Origin of the sequence: Mucilaginibacter sp. (assembly GCF_028288225.1) — a bacterium.
In the GTDB taxonomy this organism is placed as follows: Bacteria; Bacteroidota; Bacteroidia; order Sphingobacteriales; family Sphingobacteriaceae; genus Mucilaginibacter.
In genome coordinates, this window is sequence record NZ_JAQBOC010000031.1 from 187,861 (window position 1) to 213,410 (window position 25,550).

At 40.1% G+C, this 25,550-nt stretch carries 21 protein-coding genes; 10 read left to right on the plus strand and 11 right to left on the minus strand.

Annotated elements, in window-relative coordinates; all coding sequences use genetic code 11:
* Positions 1 to 157: 157 nt before the first annotated feature.
* From JWQ54_RS09870 to JWQ54_RS09890, 5 genes are all read left to right on the plus strand, one after another.
* Positions 158 to 928 carry a peptidase E gene (locus tag JWQ54_RS09870; protein ID WP_299583827.1) on the plus strand — a complete coding sequence of 257 codons (771 nt, stop codon included), beginning with the start codon at positions 158 to 160 and terminating at the stop codon, positions 926 to 928.
* Between the two features lie 87 nt (positions 929 to 1,015).
* A complete protein-coding gene (locus JWQ54_RS09875) occupies positions 1,016 to 1,261 on the plus strand; it encodes a hypothetical protein (RefSeq protein WP_299583830.1) in 246 nt (81 codons plus the stop codon).
* A gap of 443 nt (positions 1,262 to 1,704) precedes the next feature.
* Positions 1,705 to 2,850: a tetraacyldisaccharide 4'-kinase gene (lpxK, locus tag JWQ54_RS09880; RefSeq protein WP_299583833.1), complete on the plus strand. Its 1,146-nt coding sequence runs from the start codon at positions 1,705 to 1,707 to the stop codon at positions 2,848 to 2,850.
* Positions 2,813 to 3,628 (plus strand): purine-nucleoside phosphorylase, encoded by an 816-nt coding sequence (locus JWQ54_RS09885; protein ID WP_299583836.1) that lies wholly within the window; start codon positions 2,813 to 2,815, stop codon positions 3,626 to 3,628. The genes lpxK and JWQ54_RS09885 overlap by 38 nt, the downstream gene beginning before the upstream one ends.
* Positions 3,628 to 5,727, plus strand: a complete 2,100-nt coding sequence (locus JWQ54_RS09890) for a putative porin (RefSeq protein WP_299583839.1) — start codon at positions 3,628 to 3,630, stop codon at positions 5,725 to 5,727. Before JWQ54_RS09885 ends, JWQ54_RS09890 begins: the two co-directional genes overlap by 1 nt.
* 208 nt (positions 5,728 to 5,935) lie before the next feature.
* Here JWQ54_RS09890 and JWQ54_RS09895 read toward each other — a convergent pair whose 3' ends face one another.
* From JWQ54_RS09895 to JWQ54_RS09905, 3 genes are all read right to left on the minus strand, one after another.
* Entirely contained in the window at positions 5,936 to 7,117 is a 1,182-nt protein-coding gene (locus JWQ54_RS09895; protein ID WP_299583889.1) for an asparagine synthetase B, read from the minus strand.
* 88 nt (positions 7,118 to 7,205) lie between these two features.
* Positions 7,206 to 7,553: a type II toxin-antitoxin system PemK/MazF family toxin gene (locus tag JWQ54_RS09900; RefSeq protein WP_299583842.1), complete on the minus strand. Its 348-nt coding sequence runs from the start codon at positions 7,551 to 7,553 to the stop codon at positions 7,206 to 7,208.
* Positions 7,540 to 7,752 (minus strand): hypothetical protein, encoded by a 213-nt coding sequence (locus tag JWQ54_RS09905; RefSeq protein ID WP_299583845.1) that lies wholly within the window; start codon positions 7,750 to 7,752, stop codon positions 7,540 to 7,542. The genes JWQ54_RS09900 and JWQ54_RS09905 overlap by 14 nt, the downstream gene beginning before the upstream one ends.
* Before the next feature lie 156 nt (positions 7,753 to 7,908).
* Here JWQ54_RS09905 and JWQ54_RS09910 point away from each other — a divergent pair, with 156 nt between their 5' ends.
* Together JWQ54_RS09910 and JWQ54_RS09915 are read left to right on the plus strand one after the other, a co-directional pair.
* A complete protein-coding gene (locus JWQ54_RS09910; RefSeq protein ID WP_299583848.1) occupies positions 7,909 to 8,346 on the plus strand; it encodes a peptidylprolyl isomerase in 438 nt (145 codons plus the stop codon).
* A gap of 117 nt (positions 8,347 to 8,463) precedes the next feature.
* Positions 8,464 to 8,982 carry a DUF5606 domain-containing protein gene (locus JWQ54_RS09915; RefSeq protein ID WP_299583851.1) on the plus strand — a complete coding sequence of 173 codons (519 nt, stop codon included), beginning with the start codon at positions 8,464 to 8,466 and terminating at the stop codon, positions 8,980 to 8,982.
* Positions 8,983 to 9,106: 124 nt separating this feature from the next.
* Here JWQ54_RS09915 and JWQ54_RS09920 read toward each other — a convergent pair whose 3' ends face one another.
* The 3 genes from JWQ54_RS09920 to rlmH all read right to left on the minus strand — a co-directional run bounded on the left by JWQ54_RS09920 (position 9,107) and on the right by rlmH (position 11,661).
* On the minus strand, positions 9,107 to 10,030 hold the full coding sequence (locus JWQ54_RS09920; RefSeq protein WP_299583854.1) for a cation diffusion facilitator family transporter: 924 nt from the start codon (positions 10,028 to 10,030) through the stop codon (positions 9,107 to 9,109).
* A gap of 113 nt (positions 10,031 to 10,143) precedes the next feature.
* On the minus strand, positions 10,144 to 11,070 hold the full coding sequence (locus tag JWQ54_RS09925; RefSeq protein ID WP_299583857.1) for an aspartyl/asparaginyl beta-hydroxylase domain-containing protein: 927 nt from the start codon (positions 11,068 to 11,070) through the stop codon (positions 10,144 to 10,146).
* Positions 11,071 to 11,187: 117 nt separating this feature from the next.
* Positions 11,188 to 11,661, minus strand: coding sequence for a 23S rRNA (pseudouridine(1915)-N(3))-methyltransferase RlmH (rlmH, locus tag JWQ54_RS09930; protein ID WP_299583860.1), 474 nt, complete (start codon positions 11,659 to 11,661; stop codon positions 11,188 to 11,190).
* A 187-nt stretch (positions 11,662 to 11,848) separates the two neighbouring features.
* Between rlmH and JWQ54_RS09935 the strand changes: the two genes are divergently transcribed.
* Complete coding sequence (locus JWQ54_RS09935) at positions 11,849 to 13,648, plus strand: DNA mismatch repair protein MutS (RefSeq protein WP_299583863.1); 1,800 nt, start codon at positions 11,849 to 11,851, stop codon at positions 13,646 to 13,648.
* A 604-nt stretch (positions 13,649 to 14,252) separates the two neighbouring features.
* Here JWQ54_RS09935 and JWQ54_RS09940 read toward each other — a convergent pair.
* From JWQ54_RS09940 to JWQ54_RS09955, 4 genes are all read right to left on the minus strand, one after another.
* The gene (locus tag JWQ54_RS09940) at positions 14,253 to 16,769 is read right to left on the minus strand and encodes a TonB-dependent receptor (protein WP_299583865.1); all 2,517 of its coding nucleotides are present in this window, start codon (positions 16,767 to 16,769) and stop codon (positions 14,253 to 14,255) included.
* A gap of 249 nt (positions 16,770 to 17,018) precedes the next feature.
* Positions 17,019 to 19,880, minus strand: coding sequence for a leucine--tRNA ligase (gene leuS, locus JWQ54_RS09945; RefSeq protein WP_299583868.1), 2,862 nt, complete (start codon positions 19,878 to 19,880; stop codon positions 17,019 to 17,021).
* A gap of 600 nt (positions 19,881 to 20,480) precedes the next feature.
* Positions 20,481 to 20,771, minus strand: coding sequence for a hypothetical protein (locus tag JWQ54_RS09950; protein WP_299583871.1), 291 nt, complete (start codon positions 20,769 to 20,771; stop codon positions 20,481 to 20,483).
* Between the two features lie 216 nt (positions 20,772 to 20,987).
* A complete protein-coding gene (locus JWQ54_RS09955) occupies positions 20,988 to 21,437 on the minus strand; it encodes a protein tyrosine phosphatase family protein (RefSeq protein WP_299583874.1) in 450 nt (149 codons plus the stop codon).
* Between the two features lie 301 nt (positions 21,438 to 21,738).
* Here JWQ54_RS09955 and JWQ54_RS09960 point away from each other — a divergent pair, with 301 nt between their 5' ends.
* Both JWQ54_RS09960 and JWQ54_RS09965 read left to right on the plus strand, forming a co-directional pair.
* Positions 21,739 to 22,515, plus strand: coding sequence for a hypothetical protein (locus JWQ54_RS09960; RefSeq protein ID WP_299583877.1), 777 nt, complete (start codon positions 21,739 to 21,741; stop codon positions 22,513 to 22,515).
* 519 nt (positions 22,516 to 23,034) lie between these two features.
* A complete protein-coding gene (locus JWQ54_RS09965; RefSeq protein WP_299583880.1) occupies positions 23,035 to 23,820 on the plus strand; it encodes a hypothetical protein in 786 nt (261 codons plus the stop codon).
* A gap of 213 nt (positions 23,821 to 24,033) precedes the next feature.
* On the opposite strand, the gene JWQ54_RS09970 is transcribed toward JWQ54_RS09965, so the two are convergent.
* The gene (locus JWQ54_RS09970; protein WP_299583883.1) at positions 24,034 to 25,506 is read right to left on the minus strand and encodes an IS1182 family transposase; all 1,473 of its coding nucleotides are present in this window, start codon (positions 25,504 to 25,506) and stop codon (positions 24,034 to 24,036) included.
* Between the last annotated feature and the right edge of the window lie 44 nt (positions 25,507 to 25,550).

Sequence of the window (25,550 nt, forward strand, 5' to 3'; positions counted from 1 at the left end):
AGAATTATTGGGGGAAGTCCGAAAAGTATGAAAAGTCAGTAAAGTCCGAAAGTTAAAGGAATCAATATGGCGCAATATTTTAAAATCAGCGGCGGTTTTGCTATAATTGCTGCCCGGTAATACCAAGCCGGCAATTATAAACCATAAAATATTAAAATTGAGAAAGATATACCTGGCTATTTTATTATTTGCATTTTGCTTTTCGGGCATGGCCCGGCAAGCCCCAAAAAGCACAATCACCCGCACCATTTTTGCCTACGGCGGCAATTATAACAGGCAGTTTATGCGGTATGTTATTGCCTTAACAAAAAAGAAAGACCCAAAGATCTGTTTCCTGCCGACTGCCATGGGCGATAATGCCAACTATATTATAGCCTGGTATGCCGCCTGCGAAGAGCTGCCTATGCGGCCGTATGTTCAACGGACTTATGTAGCATCGTATACCGATAAGAAAACTTTTGAAGAAAATCTGCTGAGCATGGATGCCATAGTTGTAGGTGGCGGTAACACGCTTAATATGATGGCGATATGGAAGGCGCAGGGAATTGATACCGTATTAAGAAAAGCATATAACAAGGGAATTATACTGGCAGGCGGCAGCGCCGGCTCGTTGTGCTGGTTCCAGGGTGGTACCACCGATTCACGACCTAAGGACTTGTCAATTGTTCAAGGTTTAGGCTTTATCCAAACCAGTCATTGCCCGCATTACCACAGCGAACCTTTGCGCAAGCCACTTTACTTTGAAAATATTTTGAAAGGCAGGTTAAGCCCCGGCTACGCCATTGACGACCTTGCCGGGATTGTGTTTGAAGATGAAAAGTATGTAAGATCAGTAGCTGTTGATGAAAAGAGCAATACGTATTATGTATCTGTTATTAATGGAAAGGTGGATGAAAAGTTGTTGCCGGTAGGGGAGATATTGAAGTAAGGTATTTTACATCTATTTCACAAAATGTAATAGCTTGAATTCCAATTTCAGAATTTGTATATTTGTGTAGAGTGAAAAATAAGAAGGATGATTTATAAGCAAACATTAGTTCCGGATAAAAAGAACCATAGCATTGAAATGCCGGAACAGTTTTTTGGCAAAAAAGTTGAAGTGATTGTAGTTGAATTGGGAAATGCTAACCAAAATGAACACCCTGCTCCCCCAGTAGGTAAAAAAATCTCGGTTAACGAACTTTTTGAAAGCTTCGGTGCTGCACCTGATTTTCCATCAATTGATGAAATAAAAGATAAAGCCTGGCCTTCTAAATGGTGATTTTTGATACCAATATTCTGATTGAACTTTATAGGGGAAACCTTGTAGTAAAGGAAGAAGTTCAGCAAATAAAATCTAATGTTTTCTATATAAGCAGTATTACAGCAGCTGAATTTATGGTAGGTGCAAAAAATAAAGCTGACTTGAAATAGATTGAAAAACAGCTTGGTAAATACACTGTTATCCCAATCAATACGGATATTAATGATATTTTCATTGATTTATTCAGGACACATGCTTTAAGTCATAGACCCAGCATAGCAGATACCCTTATTGCTGCCACAGCGTTATATTATCATTTACCACTTTACACTTTTAATAAAAAACATTTTCAATTTATTCCCGGGATTGAATTGTTATAGGTACTAATCACCATCCCACCAATGAACTAATGAACCTGTGAACTATTGAACCAAAACCGTTTCATATCTTTACAAAATTATATGAAATACCTGCGCTGGCTTTTATTGCCCTTTTCGTTACTCTATGGGTTAGTTGTCATTATGCGGAACTGGCTTTATGATGCCGGGCTGTTTAAAAGCTACCGTTTTACCAAGCCAATAATATCTATAGGTAACCTTGAAGTAGGCGGCGCAGGCAAAAGCCCTATGACGGAGTATCTTATCCGTTTGTTAAAATCAGATTATAAACTGGCAACATTAAGCCGTGGATACGGACGGAAAACCAAGGGATATGTTGTTGCGGAAGAAGAGAATCAGGAATCAAGAATCAATAATCAGGAAGAATTAAGCGCCGGTGACTTAAGACTATCGACTAAAGACTCAAGACTTTCTTCAAAAATAGGTGACGAACCCGCCCAGTTTAAACAAAAGTTCCCGGATATTACCGTTGCTGTTTGTGAAGACAGGGTAGAAGGACTGAAACAGTTACTGCCCGATCACGACTTAATATTGATGGATGATGCCTATCAGCATCGTGCTGTTGAGCCGGGTTTAAGCATTTTATTGTTTGACTATAACCGTATTAATGGACCCCATTTTTTATTGCCGGCCGGTAATATGCGCGAGCCTATGAGCGGGCGGTGGCGTGCACAGGTAATTATTATATCCAAATGCCCGGCAGCGCTTAGCGATAATGAAAAGACTGCCATTGCACACAAAATTGAGCCTTTGCCCTATCAGCGATTGTTTTTTACATCTATAGTCTATAAACCTTTGCATGATCCGGAGGGAAGACCTGCTGATAGATCAATAGATAAAGATACTACCGTGTTTTTATTAACCGGGATAGCAAATGCACAACCATTGCTGCAATATTTAAGCGATGGCACATCGCATATAATTCATCATAATTATCCCGATCATCACCCGTTTACCTTAAAAAATATCGCTAAACTTGCTGCTGAATTTACTGCTCATCCATCACAAAAAAAAATAATTGTTACAACAGAAAAGGATGCACAGCGTTTAGATGAATCCTGGTTAAATACAGGGCAATCAGCTGATGATAAGCTCCCCGTTTTTTTGATACCCATAAGCGTGGAATTTTTAAATGGCAACGGCCACCAGTTTGATAAAATTGTTATTGAATATGTTAGAGAGCATACAGAGAACCACAGCATACATTAAAAGCCGCATAGGTGATTTTGAGCCCGAGGTGGGTATAATATTAGGTACCGGCCTTGGCGCCCTGGTTAATGAAATTGAAGTTGAAAAACAGCTGATGTATTCAAACATTCCTGATTTTCCTATTTCAACGCTTGAATTCCATTCAGGTAAGTTGATATTCGGCAAGCTTAACGGGGTAAAGGTTGTGGCTATGCAGGGGCGGCTGCATTATTATGAAGGTTACAGCATGCAGCAGATCACCTTCCCGGTAAGGGTTTTGAAAATGCTTGGGATAAAAACCCTGTTTGTATCAAACGCCAGCGGATCATTAAATCCGGATTTTAAGAAAGGCGACCTGATGGTGATTAAGGATCATATCAATTTACAGCCTCATAACCCGCTGATCGGCAGAAATGAAGAAGAGCTTGGTCCGCGGTTTCCTGACATGAGCGAACCTTATAAACGCGATCTGATTGATAAAGCATTACATATTGCAGCAGCAAACAATATTACCTGCCACAAAGGAGTTTATGTTGCGGTTACGGGGCCAAACCTTGAAACAAAAGCCGAGTATAGGTACTTAGGTATAATAGGAGGGGATATAGTTGGGATGAGCACGGTGCCCGAAGTAATTGTGGCCCGCCACATGGGTTTGACAGTATTTGCAATATCGGTAATAACTGATGAGGGTTTTCCGGATGTATTAAAGCCGGTATCTCTTGGGGAAATACTGGCAGTGGCCCATGAAGCGGAACCAAAAATGACATTGATACTTAAAGAATTGATAGCCGGTTTTTAATGCCTCATAAATTAAAATATATTCTTTTACTGCTCATCTGCGTTTTTACGCAGGCAGCTTTTGCGCAAATTCAACGCGGCAATAATAATCAGAATGATCCGCAACGGCGTATCAATTTGCGCGATACCACAACAACATCCGGCAAAAAACTTACCGACGATCAGCAGCTTGATTCATTACGAAAAAAGCAGGACAGGAAAAAGGATAGTATTGTTTTTAACTCAAAATTTATAAGGGTAACAAATGAAAGGCTTTTGAGGGACAGCACTCAACTGATGCCCCTGGATACAGGCTTATACAATTTTGAAAACTATAGCCCGCTTTTACAGCCACGCAGTCCCAAAATAAGCCTTGGCAATACAGGTTTACCGGCAAGAAGCCTGTTGTTTGAGCCATCGCGTACCATTGGGTTTGATCCCGGTTTACATGAGCTTGATCCTTATATACTCAAACCCGAAAACATAACCTATTACCGTGCACGGGTGGCGTACACGCAGCTTTACCTGGTAGGTTATACAGGGATTACAGAGCAGCTGTTTAAAATAACACACGCACAAAATGTTAATCCGCAGCTAAACTTTGGCTTTAACTTAAATTTTACGGGCTCGCGGGGATATTATAGTAATAGGAGTGTTTTGTCGCAAAATGTAAGCGATGTTAATGCAGCCGCGTTTACCTGGTACGAATCAAAAAGCAAGCGGTATAATTTGCTTACAAACCTGGTATACAATAATATAAAGGCGCCTGTTACCGGATCGATATTAAACGATTCAATTTTCGTAACCGGTTCGATAGATAAAAGCTCGCAGCCTGTACGCCTGCCGGCATCATATGAAAACTGGAAAACCGCATCGTTTTATCTAAAACAATTTTATTATATAGGCCACATTGACAGTATCGTAAATGGAAAGAACAAAGCTACGATATTGCCTACACAACGGGTAGCATATACCTTAAAGTATGAAGCTAATAAGTATGAGTACTTACAGAATGGCGAAGATACTTACAGTGTATTCCCTGATTATTACTATGGCTCAAACCGGTCGAGGGACTCGCTTACGATAACCCATCTTCAAAACGATTTCTCCTATAGTTTTTACCTCCGGAGTAAGACAGCAAAGGCAATTAAAAATGAATTGAAGCTCGATCTTGGTCTTACGCAGGATATTTACAGTTACAGGCAATATGTGAGCGATACCACCTTAAATCAATACGGGGTTAAAGTTGTACAGCCGGCAAAGGTGCAGGGCAGTTCGTTCCAGGACCTGACCATTAAAGGCAGGCTGAGCTATAAATTGAGCGAAAGGGCAGCCCTGGAAGGTAATGTGCAGCAAATTGTACAGGGGCGCGATTTTGGCGACTTCTTGTATGATGCAAAGCTTACACTTGCCGGTAATGACAAGGCAGGTAAAATAATTTTGGGAGGATACTCGCAAAGCAGCACCGCCCCGCTGGCGTATACCAGCTGGATCTCCAATCACTTTATTTTCCATAATAAATTCAGCAACCAAAAAACCAATAGCTTATCCTTTAATTATGTAAATAGCCCGTTAAAGCTCGACTTTAAGGCCGAATATTTTTTAATAACCGACTATTTATATTTTACTGCACAAGAGAACGGGATAGATGCCCACCCTGCGCAGCTCGGAGGGTCTATTAATATGATAAAGCTGAGTTTTGGCAAAAGCATAGCCTGGCGCAGGTGGCATTTTGATGATTACTTTGTTTATCAAAAAACCGATTACCAAAGCACACTGCGCACACCGCAATTTTATAATTATGCCAGTATTTATTACAAAGCGCTTTTATTTAATGTGCTATACTCAAACATAGGGATGGATGTACGGTATAATAGCACTTACACAGCACCATCATACGCGCCGGGCCTTGGCCAGTTTTACAACGGACCAAATGTTACCTTCTCATCATACCCCGTAGCAACCTTGTTTATAAAAGCCACCCTGCAGCGCACCAATCTTTTTGTAATGTATGATTATGCCAACCAGGGTCTTTTCAGCAAAGGTTATTATACGGTAAACCGTTATCCGCAGCAGGATGCATTGCTTAAAATAGGGATCTCGTGGTCGTTCTATAATTGAGTTTGCAGTTGGGCAGTTGGCAGTTGGCAGTTGGCAGTTGGCAGTTGGCAGTTTTGTGAATAGGTAACAATGTACGGCTTTTGTACAATATTAGATCAAATAAAGGTATTGCAATTGCTGTTAAACCTTTATTGCCAGCTGCTTACTGTTAACTAAAAACTCATTTCTACTACTGCCAACTGCACACTGCCAACTGCCAACTTTTTTTCTACGTTTTCTGCTTCTTCTTTTTAGCTGCCGGAAACAGCACATTATTTAAAATAAGGCGGTATCCCGGCGAATTTGGATGCAGTTTAAGATCAGTTGGCGGATCGCCTACTATGTGTTGGTAATCTTCAGGGTCGTGGCCGCCGTAAAAAGTCCATTGGCCTTTGCCGTATTCACCGTGGATATAACGGGCCTCATTGTTGCTTTTCATTTCGCCCATAATTGTTACACCCGGTTTAAGCAGGTTTTTGTTAAATGCCGTGGTTAGGCCCATAAACCCTTTTATCACCTTATCATGGTTTTGCGTCAGCATGCTTGGCACAACATCCCATTTGGCCGAAAAATCGAACAGGGTAAAAAAGTCTCTTGTTCGTTCAACCTGGCGGGTTGCCGTTACATCAATATTGCTAAACTGATGCGACATGGGGTTCATATCCAGTGTAAAGTCCTTAAAGGCAAATGTCTGGCTGAAATCAAGTTTTGATTGCGCACCAGGGTCAGCAGCATCGCCATCAAACATCTGCTCGCATATATCAGTATTGGCTGCAGACAGCGCTATGTCAAAAGTATCAGTACCCGAGCACATGGCGAATAAGAAGCCACCGCCTGCGCAAAAATCGCGGATATGTTCGGCAACAGCCAGCTTCATTTGGGATACTTTTTTAAAGCCTAATTTATGCGCTGTAGCTTCCTGGATCCTTATATCATCGTTATACCATTGCTCATACCTGAAAGCGCCATAAAATTTGCTGTATTGTCCGGTAAAATCCTCATGGTGCAGGTGCAGCCAATCGTACTTTGGCAAATCGCCTTTTATCACTTCCTCATCATATACTACATCGTAAGGGATCTCGGCATATTTTAAAACCAGGGTAACAGCATCATCCCAGGGGAGTTTATTTTTAGGTGAATAAACAGCCATTTTTGGCGCTTTCTCCAGCTTAACCACATCCATATTTACCGATGGATCACTAACCTCAGTCAAGATCTGGTTCACCTTGGCATCTGCCAAAACTTCGTAGCTAACACCGCGGATCTTACACTCATCCTCAATTTTTTTATCATACTTCATCATAAAGCTGCCACCCCTGTAATTAAGCAGCCAGTCAATCTCCTCGCCATTTTTTAATGTCCAGAAAGCAATGCCGTATGATTTTAAATGATCCTTTTGCTCCTCATCCATGGGGATCAATATGGAAGCGGCTTTACCGAAGAAAGGTAAAAGGAGAAAGGCGAAGGGTAAAAGGTATTTTAGATGTTTCATATGCTTTCTATTGGGTTTGTATAGAAAGTACAGAAGCTAAGGCATCCTGAATAAACATCATCTGTGTAAAAGTAACATTTCCCAATTTCCTCATAAAACGATCTTGCGACACTGAACGGATTTGAAAGCAATCGACTGCTGATATTTTTGTAAGCTTGTTGTATGAGTCAGGCTCAATTTTTACCATCCAATCAGCAACATTATAATGTTCTTTCCAGTCTGTAAATGGTACAATTATTTTTAAAGGTAACTTCCCAAGTGCGTTATCATTTACAATTACAACAGGTCGTGTTTTTTTAATTTCAGCGCCAACTGTTGGGTCAAGATTTATTAGCCAAATTTCACTTTGCTTCATAAAAATCTTCAAAGTCAAGATTTGAAAAAGCAACCAATTCAGGATCGTTTACATAATCATCGTGAAGTTTTTTAGCAGCAATACTTAACTTTTGTTTTCTTTCCTCTTGTTTTATATTTTTTATGGTTAATTCAATAAGCGTTAAGCGTTGGCTTACAGGTAGCTTATTTATTTCTGATATGATCTCGCTTGTTCCCATATCCAAATATAACGAATAATTAAATAAGGTATTATGTATAATTCATGGCAACAGAAAGAACTATATAAACACACACAATTTCCTAAAACCTTTCTGCTTTAACCTTTTGCCTTTCCCCTCAAATTATTACCTTTGCCTACTATTTTAGAAAAAAAAATGAGCAAAGCAATTATTAAAACCGAAAAAGGCGACATGACTGTTGAGTTTTACGACAAGGATGCGCCTAATACTGTTGCAAACTTTCAAAAATTAGCCAAGTCGGGCTTTTATGATAACGTAACTTTTCATAGGGTGATCCCTAATTTTGTTGTCCAGGGTGGCGATCCGACCGGCACAGGTGCTGGTGGCCCGGGTTATAAAATAGATTGTGAGTTAACAGGTGAGAACCAATATCACGACCGTGGTGTGTTATCAATGGCTCATGCCGGACGTAACACTGGCGGTTCACAGTTTTTTATCTGCCATAGCCGCGATAATACAGCACATTTAGACAGGAACCATACTGTATTTGGTAAAGTGATTGAAAATGTTGACGTGGTTGATGCTATCCGCCAGGGTGATAAAATTTTAGGAATTGAGGTTATTGAGGAATAGTTGGAGAGGTTAGAAATGTTGTAGTGGTTGTATGTGTTGTAGTGGTTTAAATCCATTTCAACATTTTCGGCTTTTACAACTCTTACAACCTTTACAACTCTTACAACTTATAAAAAAATGAATTTACAGGGAATTGTAGCCGTATCCGGCAAGCCGGGATTATGGAGAGCATTGGCGCAAAATAAAACAGGCTATATATTAGAAAGCCTCGACGCGCAAAAAACTAAGCTAGTGGCAAATTTGTCGACCTCTAAACTGGCGGCGCTTCATGAGATCACTATTTTTGGTTTGGAAGAGGATATTAAGCTGATTGATGTTTTTGAGCGGATGAAAGCATCTTCGGGTGTTCCGGATGCAAAAGCTGATGGTAAAAAACTGAGGGATTTTTTCAGGGAAGTATCTCCTGATCATGACGAAGAGAAAGTTTATTCGTCGGATATGAAGAAGATCATCAACTGGTACCAGATCCTGAAAGATCTGCCGTTATTTAACGAAGCAGATCCTGCTGCAGCTGCCCCGGATGCTGAAACAGCGCCCATAGCTGAAGAGGCTGCAAAACCTGTTGAAGCTGCTGCTACGGAAGAAGCAACTCCCGCTAAACCAAAAGCTAAGAAAGCAGCGGCTAAAAAAACATAATTTTATCAACGTAGGAGACGCGATGCTTCGTGTCTTTTATCCACAGAAAAAAGCCAGAAGATATTATTCCTCTGGCTTTTTTAATATGATGGGAAATGCAAAGGATCTCGTCTTTACAAAAATCTTAATCGCAATTTAATTGCTTACACTCATCATCAGAAAACTCAGGCTCAAAAGTAGCATGACTAATGCTCATATGTTCTAAACGGTGCCTCAGATCTTTCTTGATCGCATCAAAGTTCGGCATATGTTCGGGGTCAACAACCAGGTGTGCCGTAAGCGCATTTTCCGTGGTGCTTAACGCCCATACATGCATGTGATGTACAGCGATAATGCCTTTGCATTTTAGCAGTTCGGCCTTAATTTTTTCAAGGTCCATTTCCTTTGGCACGCCATCCATCTCCAATCGCAAACTATCTTTAAGCAGGCTCCAGGTGCCTTTTAAAATCACTATGGCTATAATTAAGGATACAACACTATCAATCCAGTAAAGATTAGTGAAATAGATAATTATGCCGGATATAACTACACCTAACGATACAATAGCATCAACCGCCATGTGCAAGTATGCGCCTTTAACATTTAGGTCGGTATCCTTATCTTTTACAAAAAGCCATGCGGTAAAAGCATTAATACCTATACCGATAAGGGCAACCCAGGCCATGGTACCACCGGCAACCACCTCGGTATGCATAAAACGCATTATAGCTTCATAAATAATAAAGCCTACCGCTACAAAGAGGATAACAGCGTTAAAGAAGGATACAATGATTGTTGACCGCTTATAACCATAAGTGTATTGGCTGGTTGAATTTACTTTAGTAAGCTTAAAGGCTAACAATGCCAGGGCCAGGCTTGCCACATCGCTGAGGTTATGGCCTGCATCAGTTAATAATGATAATGAATGCGTGCTTAAGCCCGCAATTACTTCAATAATTACAAATGCTGAATTTAGAATGATCCCCCAAATAAAGGCGGCATTAAGATGATCAAGCTTTGGGGCATGATCATGATGGTGATGATGTGAATGATCGTGACCTGCAGACATAGGAGCAAAAATAAGAAATTAGTCCGAAAGTCCGGAAGTCCGAAAGTCCGAAAGAAAAATTATCTCGGGGTGTAGAGACGCAATACTTTGCGTCTTTTTGCGTGTCGTTATTTTTAAAAAAAGATCAAATATAGTATCCCAAGCATCAGCACATATTTTACCGCATAATATAAATTGCGGTTGTATGCTTTTATCCGTTTGCCAAGCAACCTGATAGAATAAACATACCTGAAAGCTTTATTAATGTTCCCGGTTTTGTCTTCGCCCATGTTTGGGGATACGGCAGCAGCCATTATAAACCACCCAAAGAACTTGTTCCATCCCCGTGCAAACATGGTTTTTACCGGGCGCTGAATATCGCAAAAAAGTATAATCCGGTCTGTATCCGTCTTATTTTCAGCATAATGGATATAGGTTTCATCAAAAATTACATCCTCACCATCTTTCCAGGCATAGCTTTGTCCATCAACCACAATATGGCATTGTTCGGAGTTTGGCGTTATTAATCCAAGGTGGTAACGCAATGACCCTGCATATGGGTCGCGGTGCATCAATAGTTCGCCGCCGGCTGGTAATACGGCAAACATGGCGGCTTTTACCTGCGGGATCCTCTTAATCAGCTCTATAGTTCGCGGGCAATATTTTTTTGCTGATGGATGAAAATCATCATACCATTTTAAATAAAAACGTTTCCAGCCACGACGGAAAAAAGAGTTAAAACCCATGTCGTTATACTTATCCGAGCCTTTTATCAGCTCCTCACGCTCCAGTTGCAGGGCTTCATCACGGATAGTTTGCCAGTTATCTTTAAGCAGCAACAATTGCGGAAAATTTGACGATTTTATATACGGCTGGTTCTCTACACCCGAAAAAGCGTACATAGGCATATTTATAGGCGCCATAAAGGTTGAATGGTCTGTTAGCTGCCTAAAAAATTTAAACCTTACCTTTCCGCGGTAATGAACAATTAAAGTTGATATTATTAAAATGTAAAATAATATAAACTTTAAGGAAAGTAGCTCGGTAATTATTGCATGCATGTGTAACGCTTTTTTTACCAAAAATAGGGCTATACGCTACACAGAGGGTGTATTTAATCCTAGAAAGATATATTTTTACAGTGCACTGACCATTTTTTTAAATAAGTCAGGATAATGTCATGAATGATGGTAAGGCTCACCTTTAATTATCGTATAGGCACGGTAAAGCTGTTCAGTAAAAAACAAGCGCACCATTTGGTGCGAAAAGGTCATGGCGGAGAGTGAGAGCTTGTCATTAGCACGTGCATAAACCGAAGCATCAAAACCATAAGGGCCACCAACTATAAAAACCAGGTTGGCAACAGAGCCAATGGCTTTTCTATCAATATAAGCTGCAAATTGCTGCGAGGTTAGCTCTATGCCTTTTTCATCAAGCAGGATAACATGGTCGGTTGGTGTTATTTTTCTGAGGATCAGCTCAGCTTCTTTGGCTTTTTGCTGTTCCTGGGTTAACGCTTTGGTGTTTTTAAGCTCATCAATTTCAATAATAACCAGTTTGGTGTAGTGTTTTAAACGCTTAACATACTTTTCAATGCCTTCCTTTAAATAAGCGTCTTCGGTTTTGCCCACGGTTAGAAAAGTGATTTTCATTGTTATTTGTGTTGTTGAAATGTTGTAAGGTTGAAACGTTGTAAAGTTAAGATATTGTTGAATTGTTGTAAGGTTGTAAAGTTAGAATGTTATAAATTGCGCCCGATTGTTATAAGGTAATTGAATATCAGCTAAAAAATAAATTAAAAAACATTTCAACCTTACAACGTTTCAACCTTACAACAAAATGGACATACAAAACGATTACCAGCAAAGAATAAACGCGGCCCGGCAGGAAATAAGCAAATATGAAAAACTGATCAATACCTATTCATTATTGCGCCTGGTGATTTTTGCCCTGATAGTAGTTGCTATTTATTTGTCCGTTAAAACAATCGGCATTGGTTTACTCATAGTTTTGTTTATCATATTAATGCTGTGTTTTATATGGCTGGTATCAAAACAGAGCCTTTTTTTGGAGCGAAAAAGCTATTTCACGGCGCTTAAAACGGTAAATGAAAATGAAATTGGCAGTATAACCAATCGGTCGAACCTATATGATAACGGTAAAAGCTTTGCTGATGAAAAGCATGGTTATACTTCAGATCTGGATATTTTTGGTAAGGCCACGCTGTTTCAAATGGTAAACAGGGCCGCTACGGCTCCCGGCAAACGTTTGCTGGCCAGCTGGCTATCTGCCCCGGCTACAAAAAATGTTATTTTAAACCGACAGGAATCATTAAAAGAGCTCTCACAAAAAAATACCTGGAAACTTGATTTTCAGGCCAGGCTTTTATTTGCTAACGATTCTAAAACCGATCAGTTAAGCAGCCTGTTTTCATACCTGAAATTATCGTTTGAATTATCCGGTGAGAATTTTCTGAGGCTGTATATTAAAGTTGCCCCGTATTTATTGCTGGGTACTATAATTGCCGGCTATTTTTATTCGCTTATTAGCATTTTAGGCATTGCTGTTGCCATATTTAATGGTGCAATCCTGGTTTTAAAAGGCAGTTATATGATAAAATCAGATTTTATTGCTGATAAAATAGGAAAAACACTTTCTGATTATACGTTAGTATTTAAAACTATTGAAACAGAACAATGGCAAGGAGATTGTTGTACTATTTTGGCTAACCAGCTAAAGGTTGAACGCACCTCACAAAAAATAAAAGAGTTATCAATATTGATAAATAAGCTTGGCTACAGCGCTATATTTTTTGTAGGATTTGTTTTAAATGTTTTTTTTCTATGGTCGCTTAAACAAGTTTTAGCTATTGAGGACTGGAAACGTAACAACCAGCAAAGCCTTGAAACGGCCTTTGATGTAATAGCGGAGTTTGAAGCATTAATAAGTATTGCATCTTTTCATATCAATTACCCTGAATGGACCTTTCCGCAGATAGCTGATGGCAGCAATTATACCCTAACAGCTAAAAACCTGGCACACCCGCTTATTAATAAGGATAAACGCGTTGCTAATGATTATGAACTGAACGACACCTTTAAAATAGATATCATCACCGGCTCAAACATGGCCGGAAAAAGTACCTTTTTGCGTACCATAGGTATTAATACCGTGCTGGCCCTGTGCGGCGCGCCTGTTTGTGCAGCAGAAATGCAGGTATCAGTTATCACCATAATTACTTATATGCGCATTAAGGATTCGCTTAATGAAAGCACATCGACATTTAAAGCCGAGCTTGATCGCCTGCAAATGTTGCTTAATGCCGTTGAAACTGAAGGCAAGGTTTTCTTTTTGATTGATGAAATGCTGCGCGGAACCAACTCGGTTGATAAATACCTTGGCTCAAAAGCCGTGATTGAGCAGTTGATAAAGAAAAAGGGGGTTGGGATGGTAGCCACACATGATCTTCAGATTGCCGAGCTTGAAAAATCACACCCGGATTATGTACGCAATTTTTACTTCGACATCCAGGTAGTGAATGGCGAAATGCTGTTCGACTACAAGATAAAACATGGCGAATGCAAAACCTTTAATGCTTCTTTATTACTGAAACAGATTGGAATTGATGTTGACGCTTAGGGCAATGTCATTAAATTAACGTGAGTTCGACATAAGCAAACGGTCACCTCACCCCAAACCCTTCTCCAACCGCGTGCAGCCGTAGCTTTATATGAGGCGAAGCGCAAGTTTGTGTATCTATGCTGGCAAAGCGTTCCATTTTTACGCGGAACACCTGGAACAGAGTGGAACATGCTGATTATCAGTTGATTCGACTTTTATTAAGGATTAAATAACTATAAGTAGCTGATAATCATTGTGTTCCATTATTCTTTATATCAAAAACTCACGTTAAGTTAAGGCCATTTTTGAAAATGCGCCGTAGGTGCAAAATATCGGTAGAAAATATAGCGTAACCATTTAGCGTGCCGTCAGGTACGCAACATCGGCGAGGTTCCGTACCTGACGGCACGGTATTCTTTTCCGTTTTTATTCTACCGACCTTAAACCCCTACGTGGTCCTTTTAACTTCTTAATGACATTGGTCATGGGGGAAAGAAGCAAGACGAGTAGAATCGGGAGTCAAGAATCGAGAAGGCAATATTTAAACTACGATCACACAAATAGAGCCGGGTATTTACACCCGGCTCTTTTTTTATCTTGAATCCTGACTCTTTTTCAACGCTTATCTGCCGCCGCCGCCGCCAACACCGCCGCCCTGATCGCCTTGTTTAAGGTCATCATTGTTAACGCCTTTCTTTTTCTCGTTAGGGTTGCTGAAGGTTAGTTTACCAAAGCTGTAGCTAAACGTTAAACCAACAGAACGGAATGGGAACGCAAAGGTGCTGCTTTGGGTAAAGCCCGGACTCTTTATGTTGGAATCGAAATGCTTGTATTTGTTGAATGGCTCAAGGGTATTGATCCCGATAGATGCTCTTTTCTGCATAAATTGTTTTCTTGCACCTACACCAAATATGCTGAATGAAGGGCTTTCACCTTGTATGGTATGCCGCGGAGAGTTTTCAACAGCAAACATTTCTGCAATAAACCCGCTTGGCAAGTTAACCGATGCACTCAGGAATGCGTTGTATTGTACAAACGTACCCGTGTGTGTAAAGAATTGTTCATACTGAGCATACGGAGTAGGGTGATAAGTATAAACGTTTAAATTACCCCTTATGGTTATTATTTTAATTGGGTTTATCGATCCAAAAAAGCTTGCGCCAAATGAATTGTTTACACCTGCATTCTGAAATGTGCTTAACGTACCCGGCTGTCCCTCAACAAAAATCCGTCCCGCAAGGTTCTCTATCAAACCCTGTGTGCGTTTGTAATAAATAGAGGTGTTAATAATAGAAGACTTTATAAATGTATTATAGTTGAACTCAATTGTTTGCGACACTTCCGGAGCTAAAATTGGGTTACCTATGGTTTGGGCTAATTTATTATTAGTATTTAAAAACGGATTTAAGAAGGTAAGACTTGGCCTGGTTATACGCTTGCTGTAACTTAGTTTGATAGTTTGGGTAGGCGTAAGCTGTTTTTGCACAGTTAAACTTGGTACAAAAGTTACATAATTATTATCAAATGGTGTAAGGTCGGTTTGTCCGGCGCTAATCGGGTCGCCATGTATAGCCGTGTTTTCTAAGCGGGCGCCCGCAAGTATTGAGTAGCTTTTAGGCAGGGTAAACGTCAATACAGAATAGCCTGCGGTTACATTTTGATTGTACTTATATAAACTAGAGCTTAACGCATCAAAAACAAAATCTCCATTGCCCGAAGGATCAAAAATATCCGAGGTGCTGTTAATTCTCCTGATGATCTCCTTACCACCGGCTTCCAGCTTTAAGATCTTATTAATTGGTAAAGTATAATCAGCCTGAACAGTATATTCATTATTTATACCATCAATATTATTCTTTTGATCTGTCTGTTTTTCGGGTGTAAATATTGTGGTGTAATCAGTAACAATTTTACTGCGGCTCCATTGGGTAGATATAATTATTTCGTGGCCTTCTTTCTTAAATTTATGGGTATAATCCAGGCTCCAGTCAAATCCGCCAAATGAATTATGGCCTAGTGAGCTGCTGTTATATGAAAAAGTAGAGTCGGGATTTGTTAAATAATTAAAATCGGTTTTTTGAGTTAATGTACTGCCATTGGTATTAAACCCACCCTTGTTATAGCGGAAAGTTGATGATACATTATTAAAGGCATTAAAATCATAATTTGCAGTTATCGAACTAAGTGTACCATAGCGTTTTACACGGCTTGTGCCATTAGCATCCTGTGCGGTATGGTAGCTTCCGAACTGAAAATCCTGTTTGAAATCAGTTAATGAAGTTTGTGGCCAGGTAAGGTTGCCCCCGGAGTTTATTGACAGGCTAAAACGGTTTTTATTATAGTTTAAATTGAAGTTGCCGTTATTTTGCCTGGTACCAAACCCCCCGCTTACCGAACCGCTTATGCCTGAAACATTTTTTTGTTTGGTAATGATATTAATAATACCTGCAGAACCTTCAGCATCATATTTTGCTGATGGCGAGGTGATCACTTCGATAGATTTGATTTGGTCGGCGGGGATAGTTTTCAATACATCTGCCAAGCTTGCAGAAGTAGCTCCCGATGGTTTGCCATTGATCAGCACGCGGACATTTTGGTCGCCACGGATGGCAACGTTACCGTTAAGATCTACCGAAACTAACGGAACTTTTTGTAAAACGTCGCTTGCGTTGCCACCTGCCGAAGTTAAATCCTTCTCCGCATTGTAAACAATTTTATCAATATGATTCTCAACCAATGACGCCTGGCCTGTAACCTTAACCTCATTCAATAACTTTGCACCAGGTGATATCAATACTGCTCCCAAATTCTTATCGGGTTTTGATGCAGTAGTTAATACAGGGTCAATAGTTTTGCTTGGATAGCCTATAAAGCTTATCACTAATTTGTAATTGCCCGGTTTAACATTATCCAGCTTAAAGTTTCCTTTCTCATCGGTTATAACACCGGTAATCGGGGCCTTTCCGCCGCTTCTGTATAAGCCTACGGAGGCATAATCCATTGGCTTTTTTGATAAAGAATCAATTGCTGTCCCGGATATTTTTCCGACAGTTGTGGAGCCCCCGCCGCCTAAACCCATCTGGGCATTTGCAGTAACAAAGGAGCATAATATTGCTATAATTATGTAAAAACGTTTCATTTATTGATGATTTTGGTAATTGGAGGTGAAAATGATTGAAATGTTACAAGCCATAGGCGATTATTTTGTAGTCACCAGTGAGTGTAATAAATTAGTTACAATTGGTTGTTGATGTACTGTGTATTAGATACACAGAAAATAATAATAATTACCGTCATGCTGATTATTTCAGCACCTCACAATGCTAAGTTTGTGCCCTGGTATGGGCATATCCTGTGGGGTGCCGAAATCGGCATGACGGTTGTTTTTTTACAATACAATATTTACAATTCTGCCTTTAACAACAATTACCTTTTTTGGGGTTTTGTTATCAAGGTATTTTTGTACATCGGCACTGGCTAAAACAAAGGCTTCAATATCCTTAGGTTCCAGGCTTAAAGCCATATTCAGGTTCAGTTTGGTTTTACCGTTTATAGAGATAGGGTAAGCAAATTCATCCTCAACTAAATAAGCGCTGTTAAACTTAGGGAATGCGGTGTATGACAGTGTTCCTGCTGCATTACCCAGCAAGGTCCAAAGCTCTTCGCAAATATGCGGTGCATAAGGTGAAAGGACAACAACCAGGTCTTGCAGAATGGCTTTGTTATTGCATTTCAGATCGGTAAGCTCATTAACGGCTATCATAAAGCTGGATACGGATGTGTTGAACGAAAAGCGTTCCACATCTTCCTCAACCTTGCGGATTATTTTATGCAACGATTTCAGCTCGGCTTTTGAAGGCTCATTGGTGGATACACTAAATTCCCATGCCTCGTTATGGAACAACCTCCAGAACTTACGCAGAAATTTAAACACACCCTCAATACCATTGGTGTTCCAAGGCTTACTTTGCTCCAGCGGGCCTAAAAACATCTCATACATCCGCAGTGTATCGGCGCCGTAACGGGTTACAATATCATCCGGATTAACAACATTATAATACCGTTTTGACATCTTTTCTACCTCGACGCCACAAATATACTTTCCATTTTCAAGTATAAATTCGGCGTCATTAAATTCTGGACGCCATGATTTAAACTTATTTATATCTAATATATCATTCTCCACAATGTTTACATCTACGTGGATCTCAGATGTTTTGTATTGATTTTTTATGCCATGCGAAACAAAGGTATTTGTACCGCGGCCCATTTCATCTATCAGCCTGTAAACAAAGTTGCTCCGACCCTGAATATGCCCCTGGTTAATCAGCTTTTTAAAGGGCTCTTCTTCAACTACAAGGTCAAGATCCTTCAAAAACTTGTTCCAAAAACGGCTGTACAACAAATGCCCGGTAGCATGCTCGCTGCCGCCAATGTAAAGGTCAACGTCCTTCCAATACTCAATAGCTTCTTTTGATGCAAATTCCTTATCATTCTGCGCATCCATGTACCGGTACCAATACCAGCTGCTGCCGGCCCAGCCAGGCATGGTGGAAAGTTCGTACGAATAGCCCGCACCTTCTTGATTCTTGTCTCTTGATTCCTGACTCTTGTAGACCCATCCTTCAGCCCTTGCCAGCGGCGGTTCACCACTTTCTGTAGGCAAATATTTATCAACTTCGGGCAATACCAAAGGCAAGTCTTTTTCTTCAATTAAATGGGGCAGATCATCCTTAAAATAAACAGGCACCGGTTCGCCCCAATAGCGCTGCCGGCCAAATATGGCATCACGCATCCTGAAGTTTACTTTTGCTTTGCCTGCGCCAATTTCTTCCAGTTTGGCAACAACCGCAGCAGTAGCTTCCTTATAAGTTAAGCCATTGATAAAACCCGAATTAACATAATGCCCTTCCTTGGTTGGATCGGCCTCGGTTTCTATATTTTGTATGTCGATGATCTGGATTATCGGCAGGTTGTAATGCTTTGCAAACAAATAATCGCGCTGATCGCCGGATGGTACGGCCATAACTGCACCGGTTCCATATCCGGCCAAAACATAATCAGCAATCCAGATCTGGATCTTTTCGCCGTTTAGTGGGTTTATAGCAAAGCTGCCTGTAAATGCGCCAGAAACTGTTTTGGCATCAGCCATCCGTTCCAGCTCCGATTTCTTTTTTGCTTGCGCGATGTATGCCTCAATATCCCCTTTTTGTTCCGGTGTGGTTAATGAGGATACCAGTTCATGCTCCGGAGCAAGTACTAAAAAAGTAGTGCCGAAGATGGTATCAGCCCTGGTTGTAAAAACTTCGATTAATGCGGAAGTCGGAGTGCCGATTGCGGAATTATTATTTTCATTCCGCAATTCACCTTCTGCAATCCGAAATTTCACAAGCGCTCCCACACTTTTCCCTATCCAGTTCCTTTGCATTTCTTTTAAAGGTTCGGGCCAGTCAATGGTGTCAAGGCCTTTCAATAATCTGTCGGCATAGGCGGTAATGCGCATGCTCCATTGCATCATCTTCTTTTGCTCAACAGGGTAGCCACCGCGTTCGCTAAAGCCATCTTTAACCTCGTCATTAGCCAATACAGTGCCCAGTGCGGCACACCAGTTAACGGTGCTTTCGCGCAGGTAAGTAAGGCGGTATTTTAACAGTTCAGCCTGCTGCTCCTGGTTGCTCATAGCTTTCCAGGCATCGGCAGTAAAACTCAGGATCTCTTCATCGCACACAGCATTTATTCCAGCCGATCCGTTTTGCTCAAAATGTTTAACCAGGTTAGTAATGCTTTCAGCTTTATCAGTATCCTTATTATACCAGCTGTTAAAAAGCTGCATAAAGATCCACTGTGTCCACTTATAATAATCGGGCGAACTGGTGCGCACTTCGCGGCTCCAGTCGAACGAGAAACCTATCTGGTCGAGCTGGCGGCGATAGGTGGCAATATTATCCTCGGTAGTAATAGCAGGGTGCTGGCCGGTTTGTATAGCATATTGCTCGGCTGGCAGGCCAAAGCTGTCATACCCCATCGGATGCAGCACGTTAAATCCTTTCAGTCTTTTATAACGTGCAAAAATATCAGAAGCGATATAGCCCAGCGGATGACCAACATGCAACCCCGCACCTGACGGGTAGGGGAACATATCCAGCACATAATACTTGGGTTTGGTGGTTTTATCCTCAGCTTTAAAGATCTGGTTATCAGCCCAAAACTTTTGCCACTTTTTCTCTATATCTTTAAATTGATAGTCCATTTTATTTTTTGCACGTATAAGGCTGCGAAATTAAGAAAATCCCTATTAGTTTGGTAGTTATTGGTTGATTAAGTTGATATGGGGAGTTGATTAAGTTGGCGGAAGGAGTTGATTAAGTCGGATTAGGTTGGTTGAGTTAGATTAAGTTGGCAGAAGCAGTGATTAAGTTGGATTAGGTTGGTTGAGTTAGATTAAGTTGGAGGAAGGAGTTGATTAAGTCGGATTAGGTTGGTTGAGTTAGATTAAGTTGGCAGAAGCAGTTGATTAGGTTGGTTGAGTTAGATTAAGTTGGGAAAATATTATAAGAGCCGGATTTTAACCCGGCTCTTCTTTTTTTATTTACAAGTTTTAGTGCATTCGCCTGTAGTTTTACAGGCCTTGCTGCAATAATCCATGCAAGTGGCCTTATCGCAACTTTTTGCACATTTGGTACAATGATTCATTTTGCTGTTGCAGCATGGTGTATTTGCTAAAGAAATAGTGCTTATAGAAGATAACATCACCATGGTGATGAAAATAATTTTTTTCATGATTTTTAATTTAAAATGTGTTTAATAATAAATGACCTAATTGATATGGAATAGGCTTCGATAATTATTATTAAACTTTTGGAGGGTGCCAGGATGAAAATGAATAGCCTGAAAGGTTACCTGCATCGTAGGGTATTGTTTCCGTTTCCTTTATTACCGGCACAACAGTTGCAATACTGATCGGGTCAACCTTTAAAAAGCCGCAATTGCTGCACACCAGCATGTTGCAGGTGCCCTGGTTACTGCAATCATTTTTGCTTTGACCGCATGGTTTATTTTTCCCCGGCTTGTGGCAGCAATCTTTTTTTAATTCAGGCTTAATGGCAACTGATTTTCCCGGTAGTGCCGAAAATGTTACCATGCAGCTAATTAAAAAAATCGCCAAAACTTTCATCGGTGTAAATAACGGTAATTTTTATATGGTCGTATAGTTACTGAGCATTTATTTACAATTCTATGCCAGTATGAAAGTAGATTAGTCTGCTTATATTATCTCAATATGATACGCGCGAGGGCATGAATAAAGATAAAAGTGATATTATTACAAATACCTCATCTAATGACTATTGACAAATAACTAATGACTTTTCAAATACTCCAGGCTATCATCAATAAATTGCTGCCAAACCGCATCGGGCTGCCATACGTCCTCAATAAATAATTGCATTTGCGTTTCATCCAATTTCTCTGCAGTAAAAAGGTATAAACCTGTAAAGGCCGATGCCCTGTAATTTGCTGCACAATGCACAAGTGTTTTTTGGTTGCTATGCTGGTTCATCAATTTTATAAAATCAGTTAGCTCGCTTTGCTGCGGGTTATCAAATACAACCGGGATGTGGCAGTAATCCATATCCAATGCTTTTACCGATGCCGTTTCATCGGGCAATGCAACTTTATTATCATGCGGTGCTAAGTTTATTATTACCTGGTACTGCTCAGTTGCCAGTTGCTTTAACTGAAGCTCGGTTGGTTGCCCTGAACAGGCAAGGGTATCAGATACTTTATGAAAATTGTAGATCTCTGTCATAGCACAAACTTACTAAATGTCTGACGGTAAAAAGTTATAGGGTGCAACCACGCCCCGGGCAAAAATAAACATGGCAATATTTTTCACAATGATACCCAATGGCCGTCCGTCCGTTTAGGTGAGCCCAATCTTAAAAAATAAACGGACGCTTTTTAATCATACTTAATTATTGGCAAAGCATAAAGTACTTGCTGTTAATTGTTGTAATAACACGTTTCATAAATTGCTTTTTACGCTATTTGGCATAAATGGTATGTTTATTGTAAATGCATGAACATATCAAAAACCAAACAATAAAAATATGAAACTAAACCTACGCAACACATTGCCATTGTTAATGGCTGTCGCAATTTTTTATTCAGCTTGTAAAAAAACCGAAAATAAGCCAGCTTCAAGTACAACTACTGATGCAGCAAGTTTAGCTATTGCAAAAAACCTTGTACAGTCATTAAGTGGTGCATTCGGCGGAGCCAGCATTAAGGATGGTATCCAGGTATCACCAAATGTTATGTCATCAACATCAAAGCTTAAAATGCAAAGTAAAGATATACAATGCGGTTTTTATAGCGATAGCAGCTTAAACCTGGATTATAAACTGGGAGATACTGTAAGATCACATACTACCGGCAGCATAAACTATTTCTTTATCTGCAATGATGGGAACACAATAGGTTATGATCTTCGCGACTCAATTTCTACAGCTGGAAAAGGCCCGGGCTATACTTTTGCTTATGCCCTTACTCAAAATTACCATGTACGCGGCTTAAATAGTAATAATTCAAATTTCTCATTAAATGGTATACTAAAATCATATGTTGATAATGAATATACCGTTTATGTAAATAGCTCAGCATCAGTTCATAATATTTACACATTCAGCAACCTGTATGTACACGCCGATGATAACTTTGATATAACAAGTGGTACTGCAACTTTTAGATCATTGGGAAAAACGCACAGCGGTGCATGGGATTATAGTGGTACTATCACCTTCCTTGGCAATCACAAAGCTAAATTAACTTTCTTAAGCAAAGTATACTGGGTTGATTTAATAACCGGCGCTGTAACACCTGTTTAATACTGCATGTATTAAACAAAATAAAGCTCTTTTCGGCGATCCCGGGAAGGGCTTTTTATTTCTACACTATAACGGGTAAAGTGTGGAATGGGGAATTTTAAAAGGAAATTTATTCCACAAAATGCAATTAAATGGGACATGTGTTGATGTAACAAATTCCCCAAGCATGAAAAGTCCTTCAGTTTAATTTTTAATAATTATCCTGTGGTTAATTGTTATAGTTTTTAAGAATAAAAGTGATTTGGATCTAACCACTTCTGTTGATTATAATCAGCCAAAATTATACAGCGTTGAAAGTGGTACCACCCTCATAGAACAAGAAGTGCTGAAATATTTAAAGCGCTCTTTCTAAATATAGGAGATGTTTTTTAATTGTAAATTAATTAAACAATATGAAGAGCATTAACGTATAAGGTTCACTATCTAATAATATCACAACTGGTTCAACTAATATCACCACTGGTTCAACTTTATTTATTATTTATATTATTTTTGTTACAAATATTAAAAACCCTTATCATGAATTTTAAAATCAGACTTTCTCTCATAATGCTCGCAGGCGTAGCTGTTATTTATACGGCCTGTAAAAAATCAAGCGACGATACTTCGGGCCCGGCAATTACGCCTACTGAGATATCCAGCCAGATAGCACTTGATCTTTCCCAGAATTTATTTGGTGAGTATACCGGTATTAACTTTGGAGGAGGCCTTGACGCGCCCTCGGGCTTTGCAGTAAAACAACGCACTAACAGCCGTTTGCTGCACAGCCTAAGCAATCCTTTTTGCGGTTTAGTGGTTGATACAACTTTAAACGAAACTGTTACCGTAGGTGCCGACAGCTCAATTTCAGTTGCGGGCCATATTAAATTTGGCTTTATCTGCTCCGGCGATAACTTAACAGGTTTTACGACTAATGACGATTTAACTATTAAGGTATCAACCCCTGAACTATCCTTGTCTTCAAGGATCCAGGAAAACCTTACATTGCAATCATTAGAGCCTAATAATGATAATTCAAATTATTCGCTTACCGGCACATTAAACTCAACCGGCACTTACCTCTTCAAAACCGGAACAAAAAAGACTGGTACAAGGAGTTTTAACTATGTGCTTACCTCATTGGTTCTTGATTCTAACAGTGATGATATAGTAAGCGGCTCTGCCAGCTTTATTACAAAAGGAACCGGTCCAAAAGGCAGCTGGTCTTATAGCGGAACTATAACCTTTTTAGCGGGCCATAAAGCAACAGTAACAATTAGCGGTAAAGTATATAAAGTTAACCTGCAAACAGGCGTTGTAAGCTAAAGAAACACAATAGTAAAATATTAAAAAAGCTTTCTTCAGGATATTGAAGGGAGCTTTTTTGTTGATGTGAAATGCTGCATGGCGTATAATTTACTCACCCGGCGACTCCGCTAGCCAGCGGATGGCCGACCTCTCTTCGCCTGCGGTGATCGTTGCGCAACTATTGTCAACAATTGCGGTCGTGAGACCATAAAGCGTTCTTTGAAATATTGATTAAAATGATGGAATCAGGTTTATAAGGTATTGCTGGTTTGAGCGTAAGAATAGCCGGATAAGCAAGCCTTTTAAGTCGTTAATCGGCAATATTGCTACCGCTTTTAATGTTTTTGGTTTATACGCGAGCAACTTTTTGAGATTATAGGCCACAGCGGCTACAAGCATACATTTGTTTGCTTGTTTGAGGCCTTTGGTGTTTATTCTTTTTAAGGAAGTATAGTTAATTAGGGAACCGAACACAGGCTCAACCGTACTGGACCGAAGCGCCTTCATTTGTTTGCCTTTCGGACTTTCTACGCGTTGCTTCATATATTCATAAAGCGGCTTATCCATAGAATCAACCAGTTTTTTAAACCCTTTTTTATTAGCACAGATTTCTTTGAAGGGGCAGTTTTTACAATCACTGATATTTGACTCATAGATCTTTTTTAGAACCGTCGGCTCATCATAGGCAGACTCGATACGCCTGAAAGGGAGCTGTACGCCCATCAGGCAAGTATATCGGTCATTTTCGGTGTCATAGGTAAACCCCTCATCCTCCCTTGATGATTTATAATTTCCAGGGTTAGGGATATATCCTTCGATATCATTGGCTATTAACGACCGTATAGCTTTACCACTGCTATAGCCTGTATCTGCCAGGATTTCTTTAACCGGGTTAATATGTCCGGCCATGTTATCTGTAATCTGCGGAAGCATCACCGGCAGAGAGGTGTTATCAGCCTCATTTCCTTTAAACGCCTGTATATAGGTGATAAAGTGACTGGCTGTGTCTACACTCATTTGTGCCCGATAATACAGCCTCATCGGCTTTCCGGGCTTGGTGGTCAGCCTGGCGTCAGGGTCTGAAGGGCTATAATGTGTTTGATTGGTCGGAGCAGCTTTATCTTTCTTATTTTGACCGCCTTTGTTGTCTTCTTCCGGCGTTGGGGGTTCCTCTTCAATGTTTTCATTTAATTCCTGGCTGAAAACGGAAGCATCTTCCATTACAATCCTTTCAACCATACTATGCTTTGAGGCATTTGCCGGTATCAACGCACTGTCGACAGCTTGCCGCTTGCCGCAAATCAGGCCTTTTTCAATACATAGCTTTAGTACCTGTTTAAACAAATTAAGAAAGGTCTCTTCACCATAAAGTTTACGGGTACGGCTCAGGGTAGAGTGCCATGGCAGCTCTTCGCCAAGGTCATATCCAAGAAAATAAAGAATGTCCATACGCATCCCTGATGAGGTCATGATGCGCCGGTCGCTGTTAATGTTTTCAAGATAACCGACCAGCATCAACTTCATGAAAACAACCGGATCGATACTCTTCTGGCCTTCTTTACCATAATACTTCAAGGTAGTTTGGTATAAGAAATCCAAATCAAGTAAATTTTTTAACCGCCGGTAGAAATTGTCAGCCGGAACATAGTTGGAAAGCTGAAATTGTATAAATAAGCTTTCCTGATGCGTCTTTTTCCCTTGCATAGCCTAATATACTAAAAACCAATATTTTAATCAATATTTCAAAG